This is a genomic window from Pseudomonas sp. S31, assembly GCF_016648105.1.
Classification (GTDB): Bacteria; Pseudomonadota; Gammaproteobacteria; order Pseudomonadales; family Pseudomonadaceae; genus Aquipseudomonas.
In genome coordinates this window covers 25,544-52,412 of sequence record NZ_JACVVE010000040.1, presented here as the reverse complement: position 1 = coordinate 52,412, position 26,869 = coordinate 25,544, and the positions used below count along the sequence as shown (strand labels likewise).

Genomic DNA, 26,869 nt, shown 5'->3' with positions numbered 1-26,869 from the left:
CCCCCTCCCCTTGCACCCCCTCCGAACGGAACTAAGCTTGTTGCCACGACGGCTGCGCTTGCAATATGCGCAGCAGACGCGGCGCATGGCCTGACGCCGCCAACAGAAAAAGCTTGACCGATCGATCAGAAAAAAGCGAAAAACGGTACACATTACAACCGTTTATTTGTGTACACTCTCGAAGTCCCGTTCAACAAGAATACTAAAACCGTGGAACCTTAGAATGAGCACTGCAATCAGTCCGACCGCTTATAACTATAGGGTCGTCCGCCAGTTCGCCATCATGACGGTGGTCTGGGGGATTCTGGGCATGGGCCTGGGCGTGTTTATCGCCTCGCAACTGGTCTGGCCCCAGCTCAACCTCGACCTGCCATGGACCAGCTTCGGTCGCCTGCGCCCGCTGCACACCAACCTGGTGATCTTCGCCTTCGGTGGCTGTGCGCTGTTCGGCACCAGCTACTACGTGGTGCAGCGAACCTGCCAGACCCGGCTGATTTCCGACAGCATGGCGGCCTTCACCTTCTGGGGTTGGCAGGCGGTGATCGTCGGTGCGCTGATCACCCTGCCGATGGGCTATACCACCACCAAGGAATATGCCGAGCTGGAATGGCCGCTGGCGATTCTCCTGGCCATCGTCTGGGTCACCTACGCACTGGTGTTCTTCGGCACCATCGTCAAGCGCAAGACCAAGCACATCTATGTCGGCAACTGGTTCTATGGCGCCTTCATCGTGGTCACGGCGATGCTGCACATCGTCAACCACATCTCGCTGCCGGTCAGCCTGTTCAAGTCGTACTCGGCGTACTCCGGCGCCACCGACGCGATGATCCAGTGGTGGTACGGCCACAACGCCGTGGGCTTCTTCCTCACCACCGGCTTCCTGGGGATGATGTACTACTTCGTGCCCAAACAGGCCGAGCGGCCGATCTACTCCTATCGCCTGTCGATCGTCCACTTCTGGGCATTGATCACCCTGTACATCTGGGCCGGCCCGCACCACCTGCACTACACTGCCCTGCCCGACTGGGCGCAGTCGCTGGGCATGGTGATGTCGATCATCCTCCTGGCACCGAGCTGGGGCGGCATGATCAACGGCATGATGACCCTGTCGGGCGCCTGGCACAAACTGCGCACCGACCCGATCCTGCGCTTCCTGGTGGTGTCGCTGGCGTTCTATGGCATGTCCACCTTCGAAGGCCCGATGATGGCGATCAAGACGGTGAACTCGCTATCGCACTACACCGACTGGACCATCGGCCACGTGCACGCCGGAGCCCTCGGCTGGGTGGCGATGATCTCCATCGGCGCGGTCTACCACATGATCCCGCGCCTGTATGGCCGTGCGCAGATGCACAGCGTCGGGCTGATCAACGCGCACTTCTGGCTCGCCACCATCGGCACCGTGCTGTACATCGCCTCGATGTGGGTCAACGGCATCACCCAGGGCCTGATGTGGCGCGCCATCAACGATGACGGCACGCTCACCTACTCCTTCGTCGAGGCCCTCCAGGCCAGCCACCCGGGCTATATCGTACGCGCCCTCGGCGGTGCGTTCTTCGCCTCCGGCATGTTGCTGATGGCCTACAACGTGCTGCGTACCGTGCGGGCCGCCAACCCGGCACAGGCCGAGGAAGCCGCCAAGATCGTCGTCGTGGGAGCGCACTGATGAAGCATGAAGCCGTCGAGAAGAACATCGGCCTGCTGGCCTTCTTCATGGTCATCGCCGTGAGCGTCGGTGGCCTGACCCAGATCGTCCCGCTGTTTTTCCAGGACGTGACCAACAAACCGGTCGAAGGCATGAAGCCGCGCCCCGCCCTCGAACTCGAAGGGCGCGATATCTACATCCGCGAAGGTTGCGTCGGTTGCCACTCGCAGATGATCCGCCCGTTCCGCGCCGAGACCGAGCGCTACGGCCACTACTCGGTAGCCGGCGAAAGCGTCTGGGACCACCCGTTCCTGTGGGGCTCCAAGCGCACCGGCCCGGACCTGGCCCGGGTCGGCGGGCGCTACTCCGACGACTGGCACCGCGCCCACCTGTACAACCCCCGCAACGTCGTGCCCGAGTCGAAGATGCCGTCCTACCCCTGGCTGGTGGAGAACAAGCTCGACGGCAAGGACACCGCGAAGAAGATGGAAGTCCTGCGCACCCTCGGCGTGCCGTACACCGACGAGGACATCGCCGGGGCCCGCGACGCGGTCAAGGGCAAGACCGAAATGGACGCCGTCGTCGCGTACCTGCAAGGTCTTGGCACCATCATCAAGAGCAAACGGTGACGCTGATGGATATCGGGATGATTCGCGGCCTGGGCACCGTCGTGGTGATGGTCGCCTTCGTGGGCCTGGCGCTGTGGGTATTCAACCCACGGCGCAAGCAGGACTTCGACGAAGCGACCCAGTTGCCGTTCGCCGATGACCCCGAAGCCACCCGCCACGTCGAGCAAGCGCAAGCAAAAGCGTCTGGGAGCAAACAACAATGACAACCTTCTGGAGTCTGTACGTCACCGTCCTGACCCTGGGCACCATCTTCTCGCTGACCTGGTTGCTGCTGTCGACCCGCAAGGGCCAGCGCGAAGAGGTCACCGACGAGACCGTCGGGCATGCCTTCGATGGCATCGAGGAATATGACAACCCTCTGCCTCGCTGGTGGTTCTGGCTGTTCGTCGGCACCATCGTCTTCGCCCTCGGCTACCTGGTCCTGTACCCGGGCCTGGGCAACTGGAAAGGCGTGCTGCCGGGCTACAGCTACCTGGATAACGACAAGCAGACCGAGTTCTCCAACGGCCAATCCGGCTGGACCGGCGTGCACGAGTGGGAAAAGGAAATGGCCAAGGCCGATGCCCGCTTCGGGCCGATCTTCGCCAAGTTCGCCGCCATGCCCATCGAGGACGTGGCCAAGGACCCGCAGGCACTGAAGATGGGCGCGCGGCTGTTCGCCTCCAACTGCTCGGTGTGCCATGGCTCGGACGCCAAGGGCGCCTATGGCTTCCCCAACCTGACCGACAGCGACTGGCGCTGGGGCGGCGAGCCGGAAACCATCAAGACCACCATCATGGGCGGTCGGCATGGCGTGATGCCGGCCTGGTCTGAAGTCATCGGCGAACAGGGCGTGGCCGACGTGGCCGCATTCGTGATCAGCAAGCTCGACAAGCGCACGCTGCCCGAAGGCGCCAAGGCCGATGCGGAGAACGGCCAGAAGATCTTCGCCGCCAACTGCGTGGCCTGCCACGGGCCTGAAGGCAAGGGGACCCCAGCCATGGGCGCACCCGACCTGACCCACCCGCAGGCGTTCATCTACGGTTCGAGCTTCGCCCAGCTGCAACAGACCATCCGCTACGGTCGCCAGGGCCAGATGCCGGCCCAGGAACAGCTGCAAGGCAACGACAAGGTACACCTGCTGGCGGCTTATGTGTACAGCCTGTCGCACCAGGCACCGGCACCCGCCGAAGGCCAATGACTCGCTGGCAACGGCCCTGCCCCTGGTGACAGGGCCGTTGCCGCGCAGTCGAAACGGGAACCGGTTCCGCATGCCTTGCCCAGACCCACTGCGCAATCCTGCCAGTACAGGCAGCCCGCCTGTCTACCAATAAGGATTGCCCAGATGAATGAACGCCCCTACCCCAACGCCCTGCCGGCCAAACAACCTGGCCGCCATGGCAATCGCCCGACGCCGAGGGCCTTCGTGTTCGCTTCCGACCCACAATACCCCTGGACCCCCGCCACCGACGATGGCATCGAGCAGTCCGACGCCGAGCGCGACAGCGAATCGCAAGCGCTGATCAACGAGCAGTACGCGAGCATCGCCACCTACCGCACAAGCCTGGGCGGCACGGGCATCCCAGTGATGATCAACGGCGACATGACGGCCTTTGGTCACGGCTGGCAGCGCCGCGTGCTGTATCCGATCCTGCAAGACCACTTGAAAGAGAACTACTACTTCGGCCTGGGCAATCACGACTACCGCAACAACATCGACGACACCCTCAACAATGGCGCTGCCAGGGACAGCGTGATGGACCTGATCGACCATCACAAGGAGCGTGTCGACGTGATGCAACTGCAATCCACTTACGACTACGAGGGCATTCGGCACAGTGGAAGCCTGGGCTACAGCATCAGCTTTGGTCGGGTGCGACTGATTCAGCTGAACAACGAGCCCACGTACCGGGTTTCCTTCATCAGCGGTTCCACTGCCGGACGCATTCGCTTTGAAATCTCCGACGCCCTGGACTGGCTGGAGGAGCAACTCAAGGAAAGCTACGAGCACGGCCAGATCACCCTGCTCAACATGCATCAACCTGATGACTGGGCCGGCAGCGCCGAACAACTCCAACGGTTCCAACGCATGATCGAGCACTATCAGGTCAATGCTGTGTTCGCTGGTCATTATCACAAGGACGCTGGGCGGCATCTGCACGACGCACGCCATTTTGGCCGCGTACCCGCCTACCTGAGCGGCTCGGCCTCCCAGCGCACCTATCTGCTGGCAGAACTGAGCGAAGACGCGCAGCACCTGAGCGTCAAATGCGTACGCGACAACGACTGGGCCGCAGCCGAACACCTGGACACGCTGAAGCTGTATTGAGCGCCAGACAAACACGTTGTTTATAGAAAGGGGCGGCCTGTCAATTGACCTGGGTCAAGCGGCCGCCAAATACACCATTACAGGACACAACCCAATGCGACTGAACGTCGCACCGCGACTCGTGGCGTCCCGACCGGCGTATGATGCCTACAGACGCCTAGCTAGACATGACCGCGGCTGGCACGTACCGGCCGCGGCGTTTTTCCACTGCCGTGGGACTTGATGATGAGCAAGCAAATTCCGGTACATGATGTCACCCCGCCTGCCAGCAAAGGGAAGGACTCCGTCGACCTCTACGCCGCCCGTGAAAAGATCTACACCCGTGCCTTCACCGGCCTGTTCCGCAGGCTGCGGATGGTCGGCGGGGCGTTCCTGTTCCTGCTCTACTTCGGCACCGTGTGGCTGAACTGGGGTGGTCACCAGGCGGTCTGGTGGAACCTGCCGGAGCGCAAGTTCTACATCTTCGGCGCCACCATCTGGCCGCAGGATTTCATCCTGCTCTCGGGCATCCTCATCGTCGCCGCCTTCGGCCTGTTCTTCATCACCGTGTTCGCTGGCCGTGTCTGGTGCGGCTACACCTGCCCGCAAAGCGTGTGGACGTGGATCTTCATGTGGTGCGAGAAAGTCACCGAGGGTGACCGCAACCAGCGCATGAAGCTCGACCGCGCACCCATGAGCGGCAACAAGTTCGTGCGCAAGCTGGCCAAGCACAGCCTGTGGTTGCTGATCGGTTTCGTCACCGGCATGACCTTCGTCGGCTACTTTTCGCCGATCCGCGAACTGTTCAGCGAATTCTTCACCGGCCAGGCCGACGGCTGGGCCTACTTCTGGGTCGGCTTCTTCACCCTGGCCACCTATGGCAACGCCGGCTGGTTGCGCGAGCAAGTGTGCGTGTACATGTGCCCCTACGCACGCTTCCAGAGCGTGATGTTCGACAAGGACACCCTGATCGTTTCCTACGATCCGCGCCGTGGCGAGACCCGTGGCCCGCGCAAGAAGGACGTCGACTACAAGGCCAAGGGCCTGGGCGACTGCATCGACTGCACCATGTGCGTACAGGTCTGCCCGACCGGCATCGACATCCGCGACGGCCTGCAGATCGAATGCATCGGCTGCGCGGCCTGCATCGACGCCTGCGACAGCATCATGGACAAGATGAACTACCCGCGCGGCCTGATCAGCTATACCACCGAGCACAACCTGTCGGGGCAGAAGACCCACATGGCCCGCCCGCGCCTGATCGGCTATGCGGTGGTGCTGCTGGTGATGATCGGCGCCCTGGCCACGGCGTTCGCCACCCGCTCGCTGGTCGGTTTCGACGTCAGCAAGGACCGGGTGCTGTACCGCGAGAACGCCCAAGGGCGGATCGAGAACGTGTACAGCCTCAAGGTGATGAACAAGGACCAGCGCGACCACGTCTACGTGCTCGATGCCTCCGGCCTGCCCGACCTGCGCCTGGAGGGCCAGCGCGAGATCAGCGTGGCCGCCGGCGACATCGTCAGCCTGCCGGTGCAACTGTCGGTCGCCCCCGAGAAGCTGCCTTCGACCACCAACGAAATCACCTTCATCCTCAAGAGCGCCGACGACGGCGACAGCCAGGTTGAAGCCAAGAGCCGCTTCATCGGCCCACAGATCCGCTGAGAGAGAACGACAATGCCTGCTGCCACCGCCGCCAGCCCCTGGTACAAGCACCTCTGGCCCTGGATCATCATCGGCATCCTGACCACCTCGGTGTGCCTGAGCCTGACCATGGTCAGCATTGCCGTGCGCAACCCGGACAACCTGGTCAACGACAACTACTACGAGGCCGGCAAGGGTATCAACCGCTCGCTGGACCGCGAGCTGCTGGCCCAGACCCTCAACCTCAAGGCCAGCGTGCACCTGGACGAACTGACCGGCGAGGTGGACGTACGTCTGAGCGGCAACAGCGACCCGCAAACCTTGGAGCTGAACCTGATCTCGCCGACCCAGCCGGACCGCGACCGCAAGGTGGCGCTGAGCCGTGTCGAAGCCGGTCGCTATGTCGGGCAGCTGGATGACAAGGTCGAAGGAAGGCGCTTCGTCGAACTGCTGGGCAGCCAGGACGACCATGTGTGGCGGCTGTTCGAAGAAGAAAAGGTCGAGCATGGCCTGACCTTGCAATTGGGCGATGAAGCGCTGCAAGGTGCAGAGCATAAGTAGCCGCCGCACCACCATCCTCCCCTGTGGGAGCGGGCTTGCCCCGCGAAAGGGCCTGGCCTGCAGCATGCGTTGCCAGTACCGGCCCTTTCGCGGGGCAAGCCCGCTCCCACAGGGACTGCACTCCAGCCAGTTCTTTGTGTTTGCCCTATGACCCAACCCACCCCCTGCTACCACTGCGCCCTGCCCGTTCCGGCCGGCAGCCACTTCACCGCCCAGGTGCTAGGCGCATCGCGGATGTTCTGCTGCCCGGGCTGCCAGGCGGTGGCGCAGGCCATCGTCGCCGGCGGCCTGGAGCACTACTACCAGCACCGCAGCGAGACCAGTGCCAATCCCGAGGCTTTGCCTCGGCAGTTGCAGGACGAACTGGCACTGTACGACCGCGCCGATGTGCAACAGGGGTTCGTGCACCATGCCGGCGAGCTGGCCCAGGCCACCTTGCTGGTCGAAGGCATCAGCTGCGCGGCTTGTGGCTGGCTGATCGAAAAACACCTGGGCAAGCTGCCCGGCGTTGCCGAAGCACGGCTGAACCTGTCGAACCACCGCTTGCTGCTGAACTGGGACGACCGCCAGTTGCCGCTGTCCGCGCTGCTGGCCGAGCTGCGCCAGATCGGCTATGCCGCCCACCCCTACCAGCCCGACCAGGCCGCCGAGCAACTGGCCCGGGAAAACCGCAGCGCCCTGCGCCGCCTTGGCGTGGCCGGGCTGCTGTGGTTCCAGGCGATGATGGCGACCATGGCCACCTGGCCGGAATTCAACATCGACCTGTCGCCCGAGCTGCACGCCATCCTGCGCTGGGTGGCGCTGTTTCTGACCATCCCGATCGTGTTCTACAGCTGCGCGCCGATCTTCAAGGGCGCCGCGCGCGACCTGCGCACGCGCCACCTGACCATGGACGTGTCGGTGTCGCTGGCCATCGCCCTCGCTTTTGGCGCCGGGATCTGGACCGCCATCAGCGGCAGCGGCGAGCTGTACTTCGATACCGTGGGCATGTTCGCCCTGTTTCTGCTCACCGGCCGCTACCTGGAGCGCCGCGCCCGCGAGCGCACGGCGGCGGCCACCGCGCAGTTGGTCAACCTGCTGCCAGCTTCGTGCCTGCGCCTGGACAGCAACGGCAATGCCGAGCGCATCCTGCTGCACGAGCTGCAGCGCGGCGACAAGGTGCGCGTACTGCCCGGCGCGGTGATCCCCGCCGATGGCCACATCGTCGAAGGCCGCTCCAGCGTCGACGAATCGCTGCTGACTGGCGAATACCTGCCCCTGCCTCGCCAGGCTGGCGAGCGGGTCACCGGCGGCACGCTGAATGTGGAAAGCACCCTGGACATCGCTGTCGAAGCCCTCGGCCAGGACTCGCGACTGTCGGCCATCGTCCGCCTGCTCGAACGTGCCCAGACGGAAAAACCCCGCCTGGCGCGGATCGCCGACCGCGCCGCGCAGTGGTTCCTGCTGTTCAGCCTGCTGGTTGCCGTGGCCATCGGCCTGTGGTGGTGGTACCTGGAGCCGGCGCGGGCGTTCTGGATCGTCCTGGCGATGCTGGTGGCGACCTGCCCGTGCGCCCTTTCGCTGGCCACCCCCACCGCCCTGACCGCTGCCACCGGCACCCTGCACAAGCTCGGGCTGCTGGTGACCCGTGGCCATGTGCTGGAAGGCCTGAACCAGATCGACACGGTGATCTTCGACAAGACCGGCACCCTGACCGAAGGGCGCCTGGCCCTGCGCACCATGCACCCCCTTGGCGCCTTGCCGGCCGAGCGCTGCCTGGCCCTGGCCGCCGCCCTGGAAAACCGCTCCGAGCACCCCATCGCCCGCGCCTTCGGCCATGCCACCTTGCCTGCCGAAGCCGTACGCAGCGTGCCCGGCCTGGGCCTGGAGGGCCAGGTGGACGGGCTGCAGCTGCGCATCGGTCAGCCTGCGTTCGTCTGCTCGCTGAGTGGCACACGCCCACCATCGCTGCCCGAACCCCGTGGCCAGTGGCTGCTGCTGGGCGACACCACGGGGCCGCTGGCCTGGTTCGGCCTGGACGACCGCCTGCGCGAGGATGCGCCGGCGCTGCTGGCCGCGTGCAAGCGACGCGGCTGGCGGACCCTGCTGCTGTCCGGCGACAGTTCGCCGATGGTTGCCGAAGTGGCCGCCCAGTTGGGCATCGACCAGGCCATCGGCGGCCTGCGCCCGGACGACAAGCTCGAACGGCTCAAGGCATTGCAGGCCGCAGGCCACAAGGTGCTGATGCTGGGCGACGGGGTCAACGACGTGCCCGTGCTGGCCGCCGCCGACATCAGTGTGGCCATGGGCAGCGCCACCGACCTGGCCAAAACCAGTGCCGACGCGGTACTGCTGTCCAACCGCCTGCAGGCCCTGGCGCAAGCCTTCGACCTGGCCCGGCGCACACGCCGCAACATCGTCGAGAACCTGCTGTGGGCGACCTTGTATAATGGCCTCATGTTGCCGTTCGCCGCGCTCGGCTGGATCACTCCGGTGTGGGCGGCCATCGGCATGTCGGTCAGTTCGCTGATCGTGGTGCTCAATGCCCTGCGCCTGACCCGCCTGCCGGCAGGCCCGGCGCCGCTGGCGAGCGAAACGCCGCTGCCTGGAAGGAACACGCCATGCCCGCGCTCTATGTGATGATCCCAGCCGCCCTGCTGCTGGTCGGCGTGGCCGTGTACATCTTCTTCTGGGCGGTGGACAGCGGCCAGTACGACGACCTCGACAGCCCCGCCCACAGCATCCTGTTCGACGACCAGGATCCGCGCCACCAGGCCGCGGTGAAATCCGAGCCGGCCGAGGCAGACGACCAGGAACCCCCACCCCGTGCCTGAACTGCTGCCCCTGCTGGGCTCGGCACTGATCCTCGGCCTGCTCGGCGGCGGCCATTGCCTGGGCATGTGCGGCGGCTTGATGGGCGCGCTGACCCTGGCCATACCGCCCGAGCAACGCAGCCGACGCCTGCGCCTGCTGCTGGCTTACAACCTGGGGCGTATCCTCAGCTACGCCTGCGCCGGCCTGCTGCTGGGCCTTGCCGGCTGGGCCGTGGCCAGCAGCCCCGCCGCCCTGGCGTTGCGCGTGATGGCGGCACTGCTGCTGATCGCCATGGGGTTGTACCTGGCCGGTTGGTGGAGCGGGCTGACGCGGATCGAGGCGCTGGGGCGGGGGCTGTGGCGGCATATCCAGCCACTGGCCACGCGCCTGCTGCCGGTGTCGAGCCTGCCGCGGGCGCTGCTGCTCGGCGCGCTATGGGGCTGGTTGCCGTGCGGGCTGGTGTACAGCACCTTGCTGTGGGCCGCGAGCCAAGGCAATGCGGGGTATTCGGCGGCACTGATGCTGGCATTCGGCCTGGGCACCTGGCCGGTGTTGCTGGCCACAGGGCTTGCGGCGGAGCAGGTGAATGCGCTGCTGCGCCGGCGCAGCGTGCGCGTCGCCGGCGGGGTGCTGGTGATCCTGTTCGGTATCTGGACCCTGCCCGGGCCGCATCAGCACTGGTTGATGGGGCACTGAGCGGATGCCGCCGATCGGGCTGCAGCCGCTCGCCGTCAGCCCTTGATGCAGGTCAACACCGCCAGTTACAGCCAGCCCTAGACTCCGGACACTGCATCTCTTTCCGGGACCGCCCACATGCTCGCCGACCTACGTTGGGATGCCGACCTGATTCGTCGCTACGACTCGGCCGGCCCACGCTACACCTCCTACCCGACCGCCGTGCAACTGCACAGCCAAGTGGGCTCGTTCGACCTGCTTCACGCCTTGCGCGAGAGCCGCCGAGCGGTGCGTCCCCTGTCGCTGTACGTGCATGTGCCGTTCTGCGCCAACATCTGCTACTACTGCGCCTGCAACAAGGTCATCACCAAGGACCGCGGTCGCGCCGCGCCCTACCTGCAGCGCCTGGAGCAGGAGATCCAGATGATCGCCTGCCACCTCGACCCACACCAGCGCGTGGAACAGCTGCATTTCGGCGGCGGCACACCCACCTTCCTCAGCCATGCCGAACTGCGCCAGTTGATGACCAGCCTGCGCCGCCACTTCAACCTGTCGGACGACGACAGTGGCGACTACGGCATCGAGCTCGACCCGCGCGAAGCCGACTGGCCGACCATGGGCCTGCTCCGCGAACTGGGTTTCAATCGTGTCAGCCTGGGGGTACAGGACCTTGACCCGGCCGTGCAGCGCGCGGTCAACCGCCTGCAGAGCCTCGAGCAGACCCGCACGCTGATCGAAGCCGCACGCACCCTGCAGTACCGCTCGGTCAACCTCGACCTGATCTACGGCCTGCCAAAGCAGACGGCGGAGGGTTTTGCCCGCACCGTGGACGAGGTGATCGGCCTGCAACCCGACCGCCTGTCGGTGTTCAATTACGCCCACCTGCCCGAGCGTTTCATGCCGCAACGACGCATCGACAGCAACGACCTGCCGCCACCGGCGGCCAAGCTGGAGATGCTGCGCAACACCATCGAGCAATTGACCGCCGCCGGCTATCGCTACATCGGCATGGACCACTTCGCCCTGCCCGACGATGAACTGGCCGTCGCCCAGGAAGAAGGCACCCTGCAGCGCAACTTCCAGGGCTACACCACCCACGGGCACTGCGACCTGATCGGCCTGGGCGTTTCGGCCATCAGCCAGATCGGCGACCTGTATTGCCAGAACAGCAGCGACCTCAGCACCTACCAGGAAGCGCTCGCCAACGGTCAGCTGGCCACCCAGCGCGGCCTGGTGTGCAACGACGACGACCGCCTGCGTCGAGCCGTGATCCAGCAGTTGATCTGCCATTTCGAGCTGGACTTCGAGCCCATCGAGCAGGCCTTCAACATCGATTTTCGCGGCTACTTCAATGAGCTATGGCCGCAACTGCAAAGCATGCAGCATGACGGCCTGATCAGCCTGGATGCCCAGGGCATCCGTATCCTGCCGGCAGGGCGCCTGCTGGCCCGCTCGGTGTGCATGCTGTTCGATGCCTACCTTGCCCTGCAGAACCGCCAGCGATTTTCGCGGGTGATCTGAGACCGAGACGAATAACCACATGGACAATACGGCTTGTCAGGAACACTATGGTCAGGCAAAGCGCTTCGGCGACACACTCGCTGGGGCGCGGCCAGTGCGCGGCAAAATCGCGCATGCTGGCCTCCGACCCGTGCCGTGAGTTACCCTTACGGCCTATGTGTGTTTTTCCACAAGGATCGATAGAACATGTCCGAGCCAGTCAAACTGCGCCCACACAACCAGGCCCATTGCAAGGATTGCAGCCTGGCGCCCCTGTGCCTACCTCTTTCGCTCAACCTGGAAGACATGGATGCACTGGATGAGATCGTCAAACGCGGACGCCCGCTGAAAAAAGGCGAGTTCCTGTTCCGCCAGGGTGACGATTTTGGCTCGGTCTATGCGGTACGTTCCGGTTCCCTCAAGACCTTCAGCCTGAGCGACAGCGGCGAGGAGCAGATCACCGGCTTCCACCTGCCCAGCGAGCTGGTCGGGCTGTCGGGCATGGACACCGAGGCCTACCCGGTTTCGGCCCAGGCCCAGGAAACCACTTCGGTCTGCGAGATCCCCTTCGAGCGCCTCGACGAGCTGTCGGTCCAGCTGCCGCAGCTGCGCCGCCAGCTGATGCGGGTGATGAGCCGCGAGATCCGTGATGACCAGCAAATGATGCTACTGCTGTCGAAGAAAACCGCCGACGAGCGCATTGCCACCTTCCTGGTCAACCTGTCGGCGCGTTTCCGCGCTCGCGGCTATTCGGCCAACCAGTTCCGCCTGAGCATGTCGCGCAACGAGATCGGCAACTACCTGGGCCTGGCGGTGGAAACCGTGTCGCGGGTGTTCACGCGCTTCCAGCAGAACGGCCTGATCAGCGCCGAAGGCAAGGAAGTGCACATCCTCGACCCGATCCAGCTGTGCGCGCTGGCCGGTGGTGCGATGGAGGCCTGAGGCCGCCGTGAACAAGGTATACTGGCGCATTCGTGTTCCAGGATACCCGCGACAATGCACAGCGACGCCTTCGACCTCAAAGCCCTCATCCGCCCGGTAGTGGACTTCCCCAAGCCGGGCGTGATCTTCCGCGACATCACCCCGCTGTTCCAGTCTCCACGCGGGCTGCGCTACGTGGCCGACCAGTTCATCGAGCGCTACGTCGAAGCCGAGTTCAGCCACATCGGCGCCATGGATGCGCGGGGCTTCCTGATCGGCTCGATCATCGCCCACCAACTGAACAAACCGCTCATCCTGTTCCGCAAGCAGGGCAAGCTGCCTGCCAATGTACTTTCGGAAGGCTACCAGACCGAATATGGCGAAGCGTTCCTGGAAGTGCACGCCGACAGCCTGTGCGAAGGCGACTCGGTGCTGATTTTCGATGACCTGATCGCCACCGGCGGCACCTTGCTGGCCGCAGTCAACCTGGTGCGTCGCACTGGCGCCCAGGTGTTCGAGGCGGCGGCGATCATCGATCTGCCGGAGCTTGACGGTTCTCGCCGGCTGCAGGCAGCCGGGGTGCCGACCTTCTGCCTGACCGAGTTTTCCCTGAGCGAGTATTGAGTCGTATCGAGGGCTGCCCTGCAGCCCTTCGCGGGCAAGCCCGCTCCCACAGGGATCGCATCAACCTCGAACCTGTAGGAGCGGGCTTGCCCCGCGATGGGCTGCAGAGCAGCCCCAGCGAATCAAAGGGAGATCGGCTTGCGCCCGGCAAAAGCGTGGGCCAGCGTGCCACCATCGACCAGTTCCAGCTCCCCCCCCAGCGGCACGCCATGGGCGATGCGCGAGGCCACCAGGCCCTTCTCGGCCAGCAACTGAGCGATGTAGTGCGCAGTCGCTTCGCCTTCCACCGTCGGGTTGGTGGCCAGGATCACCTCTGTGAAGGTGCCCTGCTCCTCGATCCGCGCCATCAGCTGCGGAATGCCGATCGCCTCCGGACCCAGGCCGTCGAGCGGCGACAGGTGGCCCTTGAGCACGTAGTAACGACCGCGATAGCCGGTCTGTTCCACCGCATACACATCCATCGGCCCCTCCACCACACACAACTGGCTGTCGTCGCGACGCGGGTCGGCGCACTGCGGGCAGAGCTCCAGCTCGGTCAAGGTGCGGCATTGGCGGCAATGGCCCACTCCCTCCATGGCCTGGGTCAGGGCCTGGGCCAGGCGCAGACCACCACTGCGGTCACGCTCGAGCAACTGCAAAGCCATGCGCTGGGCGGTTTTCTGACCGACGCCCGGAAGGGTGCGCAGGCCGTCGATCAGTTGGCGGATCAGGGGGCTGAAGCTCATGGGAAAGGCCTGACATATCAATGAGAGGCGGTTTATACCGGCGTGGGCGAGCAGCGTCAAATCTCCCACTTCACAGGCGGAAACCACCGACCAGTCGATGCAGTTGACCCACTTGCTCTTGCAACCGTTCACAGGCACGCAGGGTTTCCTCCAGGTTACCTACCCCTTGCTGACCCAGGGTCTCGGTCTGTGCGACTTCGTCGCCCAGCGACTCGACCACCGTCGCCTGTTGCTGGGTCGCGGTGGCCACCGAGTGATTGGTCTGATCCATGTGCTCGATAGCGGCGGTGATGTCGCCAAGCAGCTCCCCGGCCCGCCCGGCCACCTCGACACTGTGCTGGCCCTGTACCTGGCTGTCGAGCATGGCGGCCATGGCGTCGCTGGCCGCCACCTGCAACTGCTCGATCATGCCCTGGATATCCTGGGCCGAGGCATGCGAGCGGTGGGCCAGGCTGCGCACTTCATCGGCGACCACGGCGAACCCGCGCCCGGCCTCCCCGGCCCGGGCTGCCTCGATAGCGGCATTGAGCGCTAGCAGGTTGGTCTGCTGGGCAATCCCCTTGATCACCTCGAGGACATGCCCGATGGCATCGCTATGGCCGTGCAGCGCCTCGATGCGTGCGCGCGAGGCGTCGATGCTCTCGGCCAGACGGCTCATGCCGGCCATGCTCTGCTCCACCACCTCGCGCCCCTCGCCGGCCTGGGCGCTGACCCGGCTGGCCTGCTGCGAGGCGCTGCTGGCATTGCGGGCGATCTCCTGCACCGCCCCATCGAGTTGCTGCAACGCGGTGACCATGCTGGTGCAGCGTATCTGCTGCTGGTCGCTGCCGGCCAGACTGGCGTGCGACACCTGCAACACCTCGCGGGCCAGCGCCTGCAGTTGCCCGGTGGCCCCGGCCACCGATTGCATCGAGGCATGGATGCGCGCGACGAAGCTGTTGAATGCCGTGGCCATGCCGGCGAACTCGTCACGCCCCTGCACAGCCAGGCGCTGGGTCAGGTCACCCTCGCCAGCGGCCACGTCCAGCAGCGCCTGGTTCAACCCCCGCAAGGGCTTGAGCAAGGCGCGCAACAGCAGGCCCAGGATCAGTACGCTGAACAGTAGCCCCAGGGCCATTGCCGCCAACGCGGAATCGCGAAAGTCATCGAGCATCGCATAGGCCTGGTGCTCGTCGAGGTCCAGTGCCATGTACCAGTCCACGCCCGGCAGCCCCTTGATCGGCACGAAGTAGAGCAGGCGCGCCTGCGCGCCCTGGCCAACTTCAGCGAGCCCCGGGGCCGGCGTGCTGATGGCTCCGGGGTATAGCTGCTCCAGGGTCTTGAGATTCAGTGCCGGGTCGGCGTGCGCCATCACTCGGCCCTGGCGGCTGACCAGGAAGGCATGCCCCATGCCACCCAGGTCCAGGCCATTGACGATCCGCTGCAGCACATCCATGGTCATGCCGCCACCCAGTGCGCCGACGACCTGACCGTCGCGCACGATCGGCGTCGCCACGGCCATGATCATCTCCTGGCTGGCGGCGTTGATGTAGGGCTCGGTGACCAACGTGGCCTGGCGTTGCACGGCATCCTGGTACCAGGCGCGCTGTCGCGCATCGAAACCGGCCGGCATGTCCTGATGGGGGCGGATCTGGAAGTGCCCTGCCGTGTCGGACAGGTACACCATGCGAAACGCATTGGCCAACGTTGCCTGGCCGAGCGTATCGCCTGCCTGCTCCAGGCTGGGCAAGCGCCCCAGCACCTGGGCGGCGCTCTCGATCAGCAATACCCGCCCAGCCAGCCAGTGGCTGACGTTGTCCGACGCCAGGCTGCCGAGCTCCTGCAAGCGGCCGTGCAACTGGGTTTGCAGGGCCTGGCGCTGCCAATGCAGGTTGAAGAGGGTGAAGCAGGCAAATAGGCCAACCATCAGCAACGAGGTGACCAGCATGATCTTGTGACTGAATTGCAGGTTGATACGCATCGCTTGAGTGTCCTTGCCAAGCTGGCGTCGCCGCAGGCTGCCGCCCACGGCGCGCCCGAGCCTTACCAGATCGGCAACGAGTAGCTGACGGTCAGGCGGTTGTGATCGGCGTCGCCACCTACTTCGCTACGCAGCATCGAGTTGCGCCAGGCGAAGCCGAGGTTCTTCAACGGCCCGCCCTGGATGACGTAGCTGAGCACCAGGTCACGTTCCCACTCCTTGGCATCGGCCGCCCCGGCGACCTTGATCTGGTCACCCTTGAGATAGGCCAGGTTGAGATTGAGCCCAGGCACGCCCACGGCGGCGAAGTCGTACACGTACTGGCCCAGCACGGTGCGCTCGCCTGCGTAGTTGAAGCTGGCGGTCAGGCGGTCGGTGATCAGGTACAGGCTGGTGCCACCGGCCCCTTCGCCGGGTAGGCTGCCCTGGTTGAGCTGGACGAAGTTGCTGCCATCGGAGACCTCCTGATAGCCCAGGCTGAAGGCATGCCCACCCACGCCATAGGTGAACATGGCGCTCCAGGTGTCATTGTCGATCTCGCCGTCTCCACCGCGGGTATAACCCGAAGTCCGGTAGCCGGCCTTGCCGCTGGCATTGGCGCCGTCGCTACCGGTGCGGAAATAGCGCAGGTCGGACTTGAGCACCTGGCCAGGCGCCAGGGGCAAGCTGTGCAGCAAGCCGAAGAAGTTCTGTTTGTAGTAGTCCTCGAGGTTGGCGTAGTAGTACTGCAGGGTCAGGTCCTTGATCCCCTTGTAATCGCCGCCGGCGAACAGGAACTTGTTGCTCTGCTCCTGGCCACCCGCCACCGCCATGCCGGTGAAGTTGCTCGACATGCGCCCGACCACATGCTCGATCTGGCCCGCCGTGAGGGTCAGCCCGTCGATGTCGTTGGAGGTGACGATGCCGCCCTCGAACAGCTGCGGCAGCAGGCGTGCATCGTTGCTGGTGAGAATCGGCAGCTTCGGTTGCAGAATGCCGTAGCGCGCCTCGGTCTTGGCGAACCGCAGCTTGCCGGTCAGCCCTCCCCGGCTGAACTCGTCGGCCGCTTCGGCGCGCCCTTTGCTGTCGGTGTTCTCGGGGAATACCGAACCCTGCCCAGGAGCATCGAGCTTGATCCCCACGGTGGCGATCGCATCGACGCCGAAGCCGACCGTGCCAGGCGTGTAGCCCGACTGCACGTTGAGCACGAACGCCTGCCCCCATTCGCGGACGCTGTCCTTGTCGACGTCGCGGTAGTCGTGGTTGTAGTAGAAGTTGCGCAGGTCAAGCCTGGCGCTGCTGTCCTCGATGAAGCCCGTGGCCTGCGCCAGCTGGGCCTGTGTTGCCAGCGCGGTGCTCCCCACAGCCATCGCCAGTAACGTCTTTCTCATTGTTCTCGTCTCCCAAGTGTTGCTGTTATGGTTATTGCACTCGAATCCAGGACGAACGCTTCCCCAGGCGAGGCATGTGCCACCTGTGCGAAGCGGGTGTTGTGAAGCGAACGGCGAAGAGCAATCGGGGCCTGTTCAGGCCCCGATGCGGTCAACTCATTGCGACTTGACGGCGCCGCGTACTACCGCGTCTTGCTCGCCCACCTTGGGCGAACGCACGGCCAGCACGGCGATCAGCGAAATCAGCACAGTACCGAGCAGGTACAGGGCGACCGGCTGCCAACTGCCGTTGTAGCGGCTGAGCAGGAAGGTGGCGATCAGCGGCGCGGTACCGCCGGCCAGGGCTGCGCCCAACTGGTAGCCCAGGGTGATGCCGGTGTAGCGAACGCGGGTGGAGAAGATCTCCGAGCTCATGGTGCCGAGCACCGCCGTCACCGGCGCCCAGAGCACGCCGAAGGCGATCACCGTGGCCAACAGCAGCCCCCAGCTGGTACGGGTGTCGAGCAGCATGAAGTACGGCACGACGAACGCCGCGATGGCCAGGATGCCGATGATGTAGACGGTCTTGCGGCCGACCTTGTCCGACAGCCAGCCCATCAGCGGGATCATCAGCGAGGCCACTGCCGCGCCGATCATCACCGCGTTCAGGGTGCTGACCTTGTCATAGCCCAGGGTGCTGACCGCATAGCTGACGACGAAGGTGGAAAAGATGTAGAACGGCGCCGTCTCGACCACTTTCAGGCCAGCGGCGATCAAAACTTCGCGCCAGTGATCGCGCAGGGTCTCGACCAGCGGCATCTTGGCGACGTTGCCGGTTTCCTTGGCTTTCTTGAAGTCCGGGGTCTCGTCCAGGCCATGGCGGATCCACAGGCCCAGAAACACCAGGCCGGCACTGAGCACGAACGGCACCCTCCAGCCCCAGCTCATGAACTGCTCGTCGGGCAACGTGGCCATCAGGCTCACCGCCATGGTCGCCAGCAACATGCCGAGGGTCACGCCGACCTGGGGCACGCTGCCGAACAAGCCCTTGCGCTTGGCAGGGGCGTATTCGTAGGCCAGCAACAGCGCGCCGCCCCACTCGCCGCCGATCCCCAGGCCCTGGATCACCCGAAGGGTGATCAGCAGCACGGGCGCCCATACGCCTATGTGCTCATAGGTCGGCAGGCAACCGATGAGCACGGTTGCACCGCCCATCAGCGACAAGGTGATGACCAGAGTCTTCTTGCGCCCGATGCGGTCGCCGATATGGGCGAACAAAACACACCGATGGGCCGTACGAAGAAGGTCAGGGAGAACGACAGGTAGGCCAGCAGCAGGCCGACGACCGGGTCGAAGGTGGGGAAGAACAGCTTGTTGAATACCAGGGCGGCAGCGGTGCCGTAGAGGAAGTAGTCGAACCATTCGATCGAGCTGCCGGTTAGGCTGGCGACCAAGGCTCGGCCACGCCCCTGGTTTGCAGGGGGGGTTGCGCTGGACGGCGTCATTCGAGTCTCCGTTTTTTTGATGTTATGTCGGCGAGCACAGGGTGAATTGGCGCAAAAGAGCAACCGGGTTGCACCGTGTCGAGCGGATCTTATTCAAGTTTTAAAAAAAGGTGCAACCTAGATTAAACGATTAATCTTCAAATATTTTTGAAACTGCCTGAAAATGCCCTGATTTGATTCGCATACAAGACAGAAAAACCCGCATTCACCCAAAACAGGGCAGCGTGACTGACAAGTCATTTAATTGCTTAACGGTTTCAGCGCAGCGTGCAGGGAATTTAAGGTTGCACCGGGTTGCACCTTTATCGAAAAAGCCCTTACTCTAAAAACGACACAACAACAAACACACCGAGGCAGCAATGAACGTGCTTTTTATTGGTTATGGGCGCATGGGCGGCGCACTGGGCGACGCCTGGTTGAAAGGCAGGTTGGTGGATCACTTGGACATCGTCGACCCTGGCCTGACCGCCGACCCGCAACAAGGCCGCTACGCTCGCCTGGAAGAGGTGCCGGCTGATCGGGCGTTCGACCTGATCGTCCTGGCCGTCAAACCCGCCTACGCCACCACCGCGCTGGCTGGCCTGAACGACCGGCAGTGCAGCCGGGCCGTCGTCGTCTCGGTGGCTGCGGGCGTTACCGAGCACACTCTGAGCAACGCCATCGGCCAACGCAGCCCGGTAGTGCGGGCCATGCCTAATACTCCCGTGCTGGTAGGTGCGGGCTGCACCGGCCTGTATGCCGGCGAAGGGCTGGATGCGGCACGCAAGGCGGTGATCGGCGCCCTGTTCGAAGCAGTGGGCACGGCCTATTGGGTAGCCGAGGAAGGGCTGCTGGATGCCGTCACCGCCATCAGCGGCAGCGGGCCGGCCTACTATCACCTGTTCAGCGAGGCATTGGCGCAGGCCGGTATCAAGCTGGGGCTGGACGCGGAACTGGCCCGCAGTCTCGCCGCACAAACCGCCTTCGGCGCGGCAACGTTGCAACATCAACCCCATGCCAATTTCACCGACTTGCGCATCGCGGTCACCTCACCGAACGGTACCACTGCGGCAGCCATCGATGTTTTCGAAACCGAGGGGCAACTTCGAGAACTGGTTGAAGCTGCAACTTACGCAGCCCATCGACGCTCGGTCGAACTGTCGAAAGATAGCTGAAGTTTTTTGTCCAAACATTCAAGTTAAGTAGCAGACATTAAAAAGCCGCCATTGGGCGGCGGCTTCCTGTAAGGCAAATGCCTTAGAACGGCATCTTGAAGCCCGGCGGCAACTGCATGCCGGCCGTCATGCTGCCCATCTTGTCCTGGCTGTTCTGCTCGACCTTGCGCACGGCGTCGTTCAGGGCCGCGGCGATCAGGTCTTCCAGCACTTCCTTGTCGTCCTCGTCGGTCGACATCAGGCTCTGGTCGATGCTGACACGCTTGACGTCGTGACGACCGGTCATCACCACGCTGACCAGGCCACCACCGGCCTGGCCCGTCACTTCGGCGTTGGCCAGCTCTTCTTGCATCTTGGCCATTTTTTCCTGCATCTGCTGGGCCTGCTTCATCAGGCCGGCCATGCCACCTTTCATCATGGGGGTATACCTCGATTGGGTCATAGGGTGCAGCCCGGCAGCTGGCCGGGCGCAGGGTTATTCCGTTACTGGCCCTGGCTGGCCAGGGCCTCTACAGGCTCAATAGTATCCTGTCGCACCTTGGCACCGAACTGCTTGATCATCTGTTGGATCAACGGATCCTGCTCGATCGACACCACGGCATCCTGTTGACGTTCGGCACGCTTGCGGGCCGCAGCCTGGGCCGGTGTTTCCTGCTCGGGGCGGATCAGCTCGATACGCAGGTTCAGGGTACGCCCCAGGTGCTGGTTGAGCGCGTCGTTCAAGCGGCGCTGCTGGGTGGCGTTGAACAGCGCCCCCTGGCCTGGATCCAGGTGCAGCAGCCAGTCATCGCCATCGACGGCCATCAACGTACAGTTTGCGGCGATGTTGCCTGTCATGCCCGACACTGGCAACTGCGGGAATAATTCCAGCCATTGCAGGGCCAGGCCGGTGGCCGGCGCCGCTGCCGGCAACGGCTCTGGCACGGCGGCCGGGGCCTCTTCCTGGACATGCTCGGCCAGCTCGTCCAGGTAGCTGAAGCCTACCGGGTCGCTGTCGCCGCCGTAGTAGTCCTCGTCCATCGGCGGCTCGTCGTCGCGCTCCATGCCGGCCGGAGAATAGGCAGCTGGGTCGAACGGGGGCTCGTCGTGATCCGCCTGGCTGGCGTGCGGCGCACTGGCGGCTGGCGCGGGAGCCTCGACAGGCGCCGACTGCGGCGCGGGGGCCGTTGTTGCAGCGGCAACGGCAGGCTCTTCCCAGGGCAGGTCGAGCACCTCCTCTACCGCTGCTGTGGGTTCGGGTTCGGGTTCGGGTGCAGGTGCAGGTGCTGCCACCGGCTCGGGCACCGCTGGCACACTGCTTTCGACTACAGGCGCGGGCTGAGGCTCAGGGGCGGGCTCGGCAACCACGGCCGCCCTCTCGGGCGCCTGGGCCGATGCTGCCACCGGAGTTGCCGGATCAGCTGTGGCCTGGCTGATCCCCACCGGCTTTAGTACCGGTGTCGGCGCGCCCTCGGCGTCCGCCGGGCGGAACGCCAGCATGCGCAGCAGGACCATTTCGAATCCACCACGCGGATCCGGCGCCAGAGGCAGGTCGCGGCGGCCGATAAGGCCCATCTGGTAATAGAACTGCACGTCCTCGGCCGGCAAGGCAGCCGCCAGGGCCAGCACCCGCTCGCGATCGCCCTGGCCGTTGTCCACTGCCTCGGGCAGCGCCTGGGCAATGGCTACCCGGTGCAACACATTGAGCATCTCGGCCAGCACACCGCTCCAGTCCGGCCCCTGCTCGGCGAGGTTGCGCACGGCCTCGAGCAAGGCCCGGGCGTCCCCTTCGAGCAGGGCCTGCAACACACCATAGACCTGGCCATGGTCGAGACTGCCGAGCATCGCGCGCACGTCGGCGGCCAGCACCTTGCCCTCGCCGAAGGCGATGGCCTGGTCGGTCAGGCTCATGGCATCACGCATCGAACCATCGGCGGCGCGGCCGAGCAGCCACAAGGCATCGGCTTCGAACGGCACGTTCTCGGCTGCCAGTACATGGCTCAGGTGCTCGACCACCCGCTCCGGGCTCATGTTCTTCAGCGAGAACTGCAGGCAGCGCGAGAGAATGGTGGCCGGCAGCTTCTGCGGGTCGGTGGTGGCGAGGATGAACTTGACGTAGGGTGGCGGCTCTTCCAGCGTCTTCAGCAAGGCGTTGAACGAGTGGGTGGAGAGCATGTGCACTTCGTCGATCAGGTAGACCTTGAAGCGACCACGGCTTGGCGCGTACTGCACGTTGTCGAGCAGCTCGCGGGTGTCTTCGACCTTGGTGCGGCTGGCAGCGTCGATCTCGATCAGGTCGACGAAGCGGCCCTCGTCGATCTCGCGGCACACCGAACAGGTGCCGCACGGCGTGGAGGTGATACCGGTTTCGCAGTTCAGGCACTTGGCGATGATACGGGCGATGGTAGTCTTGCCGACACCACGAGTACCGGTAAACAGGTAGGCGTGGTGCAGGCGCTGGTTGTCCAAGGCATTGATCAAGGCCTTGAGCACATGGGTCTGGCCGACCATTTCGCGGAACGAGCGCGGACGCCATTTACGTGCAAGAACCTGATAACTCATCGAAAAACCATCGCAACCTGATCGAGCGGAAGATCGCTAATGCTAGCGGAGCGGGGCCGAAATTGCACCCTGCGTGGCTCGTCTAAGCTAAGGAACTGGCGCGCGCAGGTCAGGGAGGATTGCGTCTTGCGAAAATTGTTGCTGTTGTGGTTGCTGTGCATGGCTCCCGCCTTCGCCGCGCAGCCGGTACTGCGCTTCTCCGTGGCCGAAAGCTGGAGCATGCCCCTGATCCGTATCGAAGGCGGCCAACCGGTGGGGGGCATGCTGTTCGACCTGATGCAAGCCATGGCCCGGGAGGCCGGTGCACGCCCCGAATACCACGTGATGGCGCGCCTGCGCCTGCAGCAGGCCATGGAAGAGGGCGATATCGATGTACGCTGCTATGTCAGCCCCCAGTGGTTCAACGCCCGCCCGGGCAATTTCGTCTGGAGCATCCCGCTGCTCCATCAGCGCGACTTGCTGGTGGCTCGCGCCTCCGATACTACCCCTGCCCGTCCCGAGCAACTAACGCCGCAGGCCATCGGCACGGTGCTGGGCTTCGCCTACGACACGCTGGAGCCGTTGTTCGCCAAAGGCCAACTGCAACGCGAGGACAGCCGCAACCAGTTGCTGGTCCTGCAGAAGCTGCAGGCAAGCCGCTACCGATACGCGGTGAGCAACCAGCTGTCGTTGCAGTGGTTCAATCAGCAGGTGCCGCCCGAGCAGCGCTTGCAGGTAATCGCGGTGCTCGAGGAGCAACAGCTGGGGTGTCTGGTGCGCAATGACCCATCGATCCCCTCGCAAGGGTTGTTGCGCGCGTTGGTGAGGATGAAGCAATCGGGGGAATTGCAGCGGATCGTCCAGCGCTACGGCGGCGCGGGTTCTTCGGAGGACATTTCGGTGGCGCGGCCTTGAATCGGGGCACACGAATACAACTGAGAATCTATTGGCGCGCCTGCAAGGAAAGAACTCCTGACGCGCCACCCGCACGTGCAGGCTCAGGTTCCAGGCGCCACCGGTCGGGAGTACTGCCCGTCGCGGATCCAGCCGATGAACGAGCGATCATCCTTGCTGATGAACTCGACACGGGCCCAGCCGTCCTTGTACGCCAGCACGCCCACCACATCCTCCTTGACGATATAGGGGCGCTTCGTGGCCTTGCCACCTGCGGTTTTCAGTAGGTAGGCCTTGTCGGCAGAAATGGTCGCCAGGCCGATCCACGGCTTGCTGGCGGTCTGGCTCAGCTCCAGGCCCGTGGTGATTTCCGGCATCAGTACGCTTGGGCAGCCAGGGTGCTCACGGCCTCTTTCCACCGTCAATGTCACGCCGTCTGCCACCGGGGCCACGGTGCCTGGGTAGGCTTCGTCGAGCCAGGTGGTGATCGGCGTAGCCGCTGCATCCTCGACCTTGCCCTTGAGGTAGAACGTACAGTGGCGAGTCACGCCCTGGCCCAACTCCTCGGAGTAATAGCCCTCGACTTGATGTTCCGGCGTGACCGCCAGCATCAGCGTCTCGTATTGGCCCGACTTGAGCACAGGCGCACCTGCCAGTACCGGCATGGCGCTGCACAGCAACAATGCCCCTGCGGCCAACACCTGGTTGGAAAACGTCTTCAGCATCTTACTTCTTCCCTTCCAATGCCTCGTAGGCTCGTTTGATTCTTACGTCGTAATCGCCGTAATCATCGCCGTTGTAGCTTCTCGCCATGCCGGCGTAGTCCTTGTTCTTGGCAGCCTTGATAAACGCCGGATTCTTGCTGCAGAACCCGAGGAACGCCTTGAGTTGCTGGCCGGCATTGAGCTTCATCGCCGTGACGAAGTCGAACACGTTCTTGTGACCGCAATCGGCAAAGTTGAAGCCCATGATCTGGAACATACCCCAAGACGCCGCCTTCAACGCCGCCTCCTGATCCAGGGCGAACGCAGTGGCCATGGTTTCCCAGGCCTTGGCCTGGTCCTTGTTGTTGGTTTGCCATTGGGGCCCGGCTTTCTTTTTGTAGGGGTAGGAAAGCAGCGGATGGGTACGGTCGTACTTGTGCTTGGTGTAACGGCGGAAGATGTGCCCCTCGAAGGCGATCACCGGCAAGCTGGCCGGCCCGAAGCCTGAACGCCCGCCCGATTCCACCGTGGCGAAAGCCTTGACCAGGTTGGCGGTGATGCCGTGGCCCAACTGGGTGGCGGCATTCTGAAAATCGCTGTCGCTCAGGGTGGTGCCGCCATCACAGGTGGCCTGCAGCACCATCTCCCGGTTACGTCGCTCGGCCTCGATGATCGCCCGCGCCCGGGCCAGGTAGTGATTGACCGTGGCCTGGACCATGTCGGGGGCGCTGTTGTTGCCGAACACACTGCCCAAGGCATTGGCGAACGTTGGCAGGCGCAGCGAGGGGTTGAGCTTGACCGGCACGCGGATGGCTTGCTCGATCAGGCTGTTGAAGGTGCGCCCACCGGGGTCCACTACCCCGTCGGGGTGCGCGTACTTGAGGTGACGGAACTGGTACTGGCTGATGCATTGCACCAGGCGGCTGTCGGTGCGGCCGTTTTCCGGCAGTGGCATGCCCAGTCTTGGCGTAGTGATCAGGTTGAGCAGATACTGGATGCACTGCACATCGGCAGGCAGGTTTCGCGCTTTGCCGGGTGCGCCTACCGACGCCACGATGAGGCTCGGCAACCCTTGCAGGTTTTTCATTGCGTACGTCCTTGTCGGTCACATTCCGAAACATATCGCGCCGGAAACTAGCAAGGGGCTCGGGGGATTGTCCAGCGGGCGGCGTAGGGACTTTCTGAAAATGCGGACTGGCTCTTTAAGGCTCGTCAGCTAGCAGACCGGTGAGCCGCACCTGTGAGGGCTGATTTGCCTCGAGGAGATACCGCAGCAGCAGGGCCAGCTCAGGCACCTACTCAGAACACAGAAAGGAAATGAAGCAGAGAAGCGAAGACGGTCTCGAGATTTCGAGGACCTGAAATGGAGGCGGCCCCACCAGCCACACCCCGGCACTCGATGTTCCCGCTATGGCTGCTCCCTTCCGGGCCTGACCAGGTTAACGGGTAATCAATGCGGGGGGACCGATGGGGCCACCACTACGCGGCTCGCCAAGTGACGAGCCGCGCCATTGTACCGGTCTGGGGCGAAGATACAACCGTTGAAGCGAGAAAAAGTCATCGTTTCTCAATGACTTGTCTGGATTGGGCATGGTGCAGGGTGCTAACCGCCCATGGTGAAGCGGCCAAGGCCAATCTCGTCGGATCGGCTAAGCCTGACTCAAGCAACGACGTGTCCTACAGCGTGTACGTCTGGCTGTTCATTGACTCTCATTCGCCCAATGATAAGAATCTTTGGGGAATGCCAGAGCTCGGTTTCCGATATGAGCGTCACACCGAACCAGGAGGTATCAATGCCGAACGTCTCGATTGCGCTGATCAAAGAGAGCAACAGAATGCTTTCCATGCGTGCAAAAAAGGCCGTTGCTGATCGCTCTTCAAAGCTATCGCCAGAAACCATCAACAACATGATGAGAAAAGCGTTCAGCCGCCTCTCACGGTGATTCGGGTGGTCGCCTCGTGAGCTCAAACCAAACCGGACCTTTAGGTGCCGCTGAGCCTAGCCTGCTCACCCACCATGCCGAACATGGCCAAACGAAGGGCCAAGCGTCTGAATCCGAGTCGGTGTCTCTGCATTCGGAATTGCCTTTCGACGTTTTTCGCAAGCTCGTGGAGTCGCCGGACGACTTCCTGGGGCTGCTTGCCTACTCGCTATACAAACGTCACAAGATTGAGTGGATTGGAACTCATCCATATGACGAACACGAAACCTTCAAGAAAGTCGCATGCACGCCGCAACAACTGGGCATGTATCGCTATCAGGCCGAGCAGATGGCCAAAGGCTTCATCGACGTTTCGCTCGATCAGCTGGAAGCCGAGATGCGAAGCTCGATCCTGGAAGGCGAGGTGATTATCAAGATCCAAGATCTGGACAAAGCCCTGCACGCAAAAGTCGCCACACTTGAAAAAACCGTCACAACCAAAGCTGATGCACTGAAGTGGAAGTTCTGGCCGGCCTTGGGCAATCACATGCTCAGCGGCCTAGCATCCGTGATCGTGGCGCTGCTGATCTTCGGCTGCTTCTCACTGTACAACCTGTACCAGCAGCAAGGCGGCCTGGAGGGCATGGCGAAACAGGCGTCCATCCTTTGGGACCAGCAGCTTCCTGATTCCCCTGCCCCACTACCACAGTTTCCCCAAGGCTGAAAACACCTAGACTTGTCCAAATTGCGGAAAATGAGGCAAGTGCCAGGTATTGCATACTTCTGTAGGAGCGGCCTTGTGCCGCGATGGGGCGCGAAGCGGCCCTCGGTCCTGCGCAGCAAGCTGAAATGCCGGGGCC

Annotated in this window: 26 protein-coding genes and 1 other RNA gene; 17 read left to right on the top strand and 10 right to left on the bottom strand. The window is 63.7% G+C overall.

The annotated features are described in order from the left end of the window. The first annotated feature begins 223 nt into the window (after window positions 1-223). The 13 genes from ccoN (at window position 224) to IAE37_RS23365 (ending at window position 13,276) form a co-directional block, all read left to right on the top strand. Complete coding sequence (gene ccoN, locus IAE37_RS23425) at window positions 224-1,666, top strand: cytochrome-c oxidase, cbb3-type subunit I (RefSeq protein WP_201177390.1); 1,443 nt, start codon at window positions 224-226, stop codon at window positions 1,664-1,666. Next, a complete protein-coding gene (gene ccoO / locus IAE37_RS23420) occupies window positions 1,666-2,274 on the top strand; it encodes a cytochrome-c oxidase, cbb3-type subunit II (RefSeq protein WP_201177389.1) in 609 nt (202 codons plus the stop codon). Before ccoN ends, ccoO begins: the two co-directional genes overlap by 1 nt. 5 nt (window positions 2,275-2,279) lie before the next feature. Further along, window positions 2,280-2,477, top strand: coding sequence for a cbb3-type cytochrome oxidase subunit 3 (locus IAE37_RS23415; protein WP_201177388.1), 198 nt, complete (start codon window positions 2,280-2,282; stop codon window positions 2,475-2,477). Further along, on the top strand, window positions 2,474-3,454 hold the full coding sequence (ccoP, locus tag IAE37_RS23410) for a cytochrome-c oxidase, cbb3-type subunit III (RefSeq protein WP_201177387.1): 981 nt from the start codon (window positions 2,474-2,476) through the stop codon (window positions 3,452-3,454). Before IAE37_RS23415 ends, ccoP begins: the two co-directional genes overlap by 4 nt. A 144-nt stretch (window positions 3,455-3,598) precedes the next feature. Then, window positions 3,599-4,582: a metallophosphoesterase family protein gene (locus tag IAE37_RS23405; protein ID WP_201177386.1), complete on the top strand. Its 984-nt coding sequence runs from the start codon at window positions 3,599-3,601 to the stop codon at window positions 4,580-4,582. A gap of 225 nt (window positions 4,583-4,807) precedes the next feature. Beyond that, window positions 4,808-6,223 carry a cytochrome c oxidase accessory protein CcoG gene (ccoG, locus tag IAE37_RS23400; protein WP_201177384.1) on the top strand — a complete coding sequence of 472 codons (1,416 nt, stop codon included), beginning with the start codon at window positions 4,808-4,810 and terminating at the stop codon, window positions 6,221-6,223. A 12-nt stretch (window positions 6,224-6,235) separates the two neighbouring features. Continuing rightward, entirely contained in the window at window positions 6,236-6,763 is a 528-nt protein-coding gene (locus tag IAE37_RS23395) for a FixH family protein (RefSeq protein WP_201177382.1), read from the top strand. Between the two features lie 147 nt (window positions 6,764-6,910). Then, on the top strand, window positions 6,911-9,382 hold the full coding sequence (locus tag IAE37_RS23390; RefSeq protein WP_201177380.1) for a heavy metal translocating P-type ATPase: 2,472 nt from the start codon (window positions 6,911-6,913) through the stop codon (window positions 9,380-9,382). Then, a complete protein-coding gene (gene ccoS / locus IAE37_RS23385; RefSeq protein WP_201177378.1) occupies window positions 9,364-9,576 on the top strand; it encodes a cbb3-type cytochrome oxidase assembly protein CcoS in 213 nt (70 codons plus the stop codon). Before IAE37_RS23390 ends, ccoS begins: the two co-directional genes overlap by 19 nt. Then, complete coding sequence (locus IAE37_RS23380; protein ID WP_201177376.1) at window positions 9,569-10,252, top strand: sulfite exporter TauE/SafE family protein; 684 nt, start codon at window positions 9,569-9,571, stop codon at window positions 10,250-10,252. The genes ccoS and IAE37_RS23380 overlap by 8 nt, the downstream gene beginning before the upstream one ends. 117 nt (window positions 10,253-10,369) lie before the next feature. Next, on the top strand, window positions 10,370-11,752 hold the full coding sequence (hemN, locus tag IAE37_RS23375) for an oxygen-independent coproporphyrinogen III oxidase (protein ID WP_201177374.1): 1,383 nt from the start codon (window positions 10,370-10,372) through the stop codon (window positions 11,750-11,752). Between the two features lie 186 nt (window positions 11,753-11,938). After that, a complete protein-coding gene (fnrA, locus tag IAE37_RS23370) occupies window positions 11,939-12,673 on the top strand; it encodes a Crp/Fnr family transcriptional regulator FnrA (protein ID WP_201177371.1) in 735 nt (244 codons plus the stop codon). Between the two features lie 54 nt (window positions 12,674-12,727). Further along, the gene (locus IAE37_RS23365) at window positions 12,728-13,276 is read left to right on the top strand and encodes an adenine phosphoribosyltransferase (RefSeq protein WP_201177368.1); all 549 of its coding nucleotides are present in this window, start codon (window positions 12,728-12,730) and stop codon (window positions 13,274-13,276) included. A 122-nt stretch (window positions 13,277-13,398) separates the two neighbouring features. Here IAE37_RS23365 and recR read toward each other — a convergent pair whose 3' ends face one another. The 5 genes from recR to IAE37_RS23340 form a co-directional block, all read right to left on the bottom strand. Next, complete coding sequence (gene recR / locus IAE37_RS23360) at window positions 13,399-14,001, bottom strand: recombination mediator RecR (RefSeq protein WP_201177365.1); 603 nt, start codon at window positions 13,999-14,001, stop codon at window positions 13,399-13,401. 70 nt (window positions 14,002-14,071) lie between these two features. Next, complete coding sequence (locus IAE37_RS23355) at window positions 14,072-15,907, bottom strand: methyl-accepting chemotaxis protein (protein WP_442967857.1); 1,836 nt, start codon at window positions 15,905-15,907, stop codon at window positions 14,072-14,074. A 116-nt stretch (window positions 15,908-16,023) separates the two neighbouring features. Beyond that, complete coding sequence (locus IAE37_RS23350) at window positions 16,024-17,331, bottom strand: OprD family porin (protein WP_201177359.1); 1,308 nt, start codon at window positions 17,329-17,331, stop codon at window positions 16,024-16,026. A 156-nt stretch (window positions 17,332-17,487) separates the two neighbouring features. Further along, window positions 17,488-18,588, bottom strand: a complete 1,101-nt coding sequence (locus IAE37_RS23345; RefSeq protein ID WP_201177356.1) for an MFS transporter — start codon at window positions 18,586-18,588, stop codon at window positions 17,488-17,490. After that, window positions 18,525-18,815 carry a hypothetical protein gene (locus IAE37_RS23340; protein ID WP_201177354.1) on the bottom strand — a complete coding sequence of 97 codons (291 nt, stop codon included), beginning with the start codon at window positions 18,813-18,815 and terminating at the stop codon, window positions 18,525-18,527. The genes IAE37_RS23345 and IAE37_RS23340 overlap by 64 nt, the downstream gene beginning before the upstream one ends. A 359-nt stretch (window positions 18,816-19,174) precedes the next feature. Here IAE37_RS23340 and proC point away from each other — a divergent pair, with 359 nt between their 5' ends. Then, complete coding sequence (gene proC / locus IAE37_RS23335; protein WP_201177352.1) at window positions 19,175-19,969, top strand: pyrroline-5-carboxylate reductase; 795 nt, start codon at window positions 19,175-19,177, stop codon at window positions 19,967-19,969. A gap of 82 nt (window positions 19,970-20,051) precedes the next feature. Here proC and IAE37_RS23330 read toward each other — a convergent pair whose 3' ends face one another. Together IAE37_RS23330 and dnaX are read right to left on the bottom strand one after the other, a co-directional pair. Further along, window positions 20,052-20,387: a YbaB/EbfC family nucleoid-associated protein gene (locus IAE37_RS23330; protein ID WP_054899968.1), complete on the bottom strand. Its 336-nt coding sequence runs from the start codon at window positions 20,385-20,387 to the stop codon at window positions 20,052-20,054. A gap of 65 nt (window positions 20,388-20,452) precedes the next feature. Then, on the bottom strand, window positions 20,453-22,510 hold the full coding sequence (gene dnaX / locus IAE37_RS23325) for a DNA polymerase III subunit gamma/tau (protein ID WP_201177350.1): 2,058 nt from the start codon (window positions 22,508-22,510) through the stop codon (window positions 20,453-20,455). A 126-nt stretch (window positions 22,511-22,636) separates the two neighbouring features. Here dnaX and IAE37_RS23320 point away from each other — a divergent pair, with 126 nt between their 5' ends. Further along, on the top strand, window positions 22,637-23,404 hold the full coding sequence (locus IAE37_RS23320) for a substrate-binding periplasmic protein (protein ID WP_201177348.1): 768 nt from the start codon (window positions 22,637-22,639) through the stop codon (window positions 23,402-23,404). Between the two features lie 83 nt (window positions 23,405-23,487). Here IAE37_RS23320 and IAE37_RS23315 read toward each other — a convergent pair whose 3' ends face one another. The 3 genes from IAE37_RS23315 to ffs form a co-directional block, all read right to left on the bottom strand. After that, the gene (locus tag IAE37_RS23315) at window positions 23,488-24,108 is read right to left on the bottom strand and encodes a hypothetical protein (RefSeq protein WP_201177346.1); all 621 of its coding nucleotides are present in this window, start codon (window positions 24,106-24,108) and stop codon (window positions 23,488-23,490) included. A gap of 1 nt (window position 24,109) precedes the next feature. Then, window positions 24,110-25,174 carry an N-acetylmuramidase family protein gene (locus IAE37_RS23310; protein ID WP_201177344.1) on the bottom strand — a complete coding sequence of 355 codons (1,065 nt, stop codon included), beginning with the start codon at window positions 25,172-25,174 and terminating at the stop codon, window positions 24,110-24,112. A 286-nt stretch (window positions 25,175-25,460) separates the two neighbouring features. After that, window positions 25,461-25,557: signal recognition particle sRNA small type (gene ffs / locus IAE37_RS23305), an RNA gene on the bottom strand. Window positions 25,558-25,880: 323 nt separating this feature from the next. Between ffs and IAE37_RS23300 the strand changes: the two genes are divergently transcribed. After that, a complete protein-coding gene (locus IAE37_RS23300; RefSeq protein WP_201177342.1) occupies window positions 25,881-26,030 on the top strand; it encodes a hypothetical protein in 150 nt (49 codons plus the stop codon). A gap of 16 nt (window positions 26,031-26,046) precedes the next feature. Further along, window positions 26,047-26,733 carry a hypothetical protein gene (locus tag IAE37_RS23295; RefSeq protein ID WP_201177341.1) on the top strand — a complete coding sequence of 229 codons (687 nt, stop codon included), beginning with the start codon at window positions 26,047-26,049 and terminating at the stop codon, window positions 26,731-26,733. The last annotated feature ends 136 nt before the right edge of the window (window positions 26,734-26,869 follow it).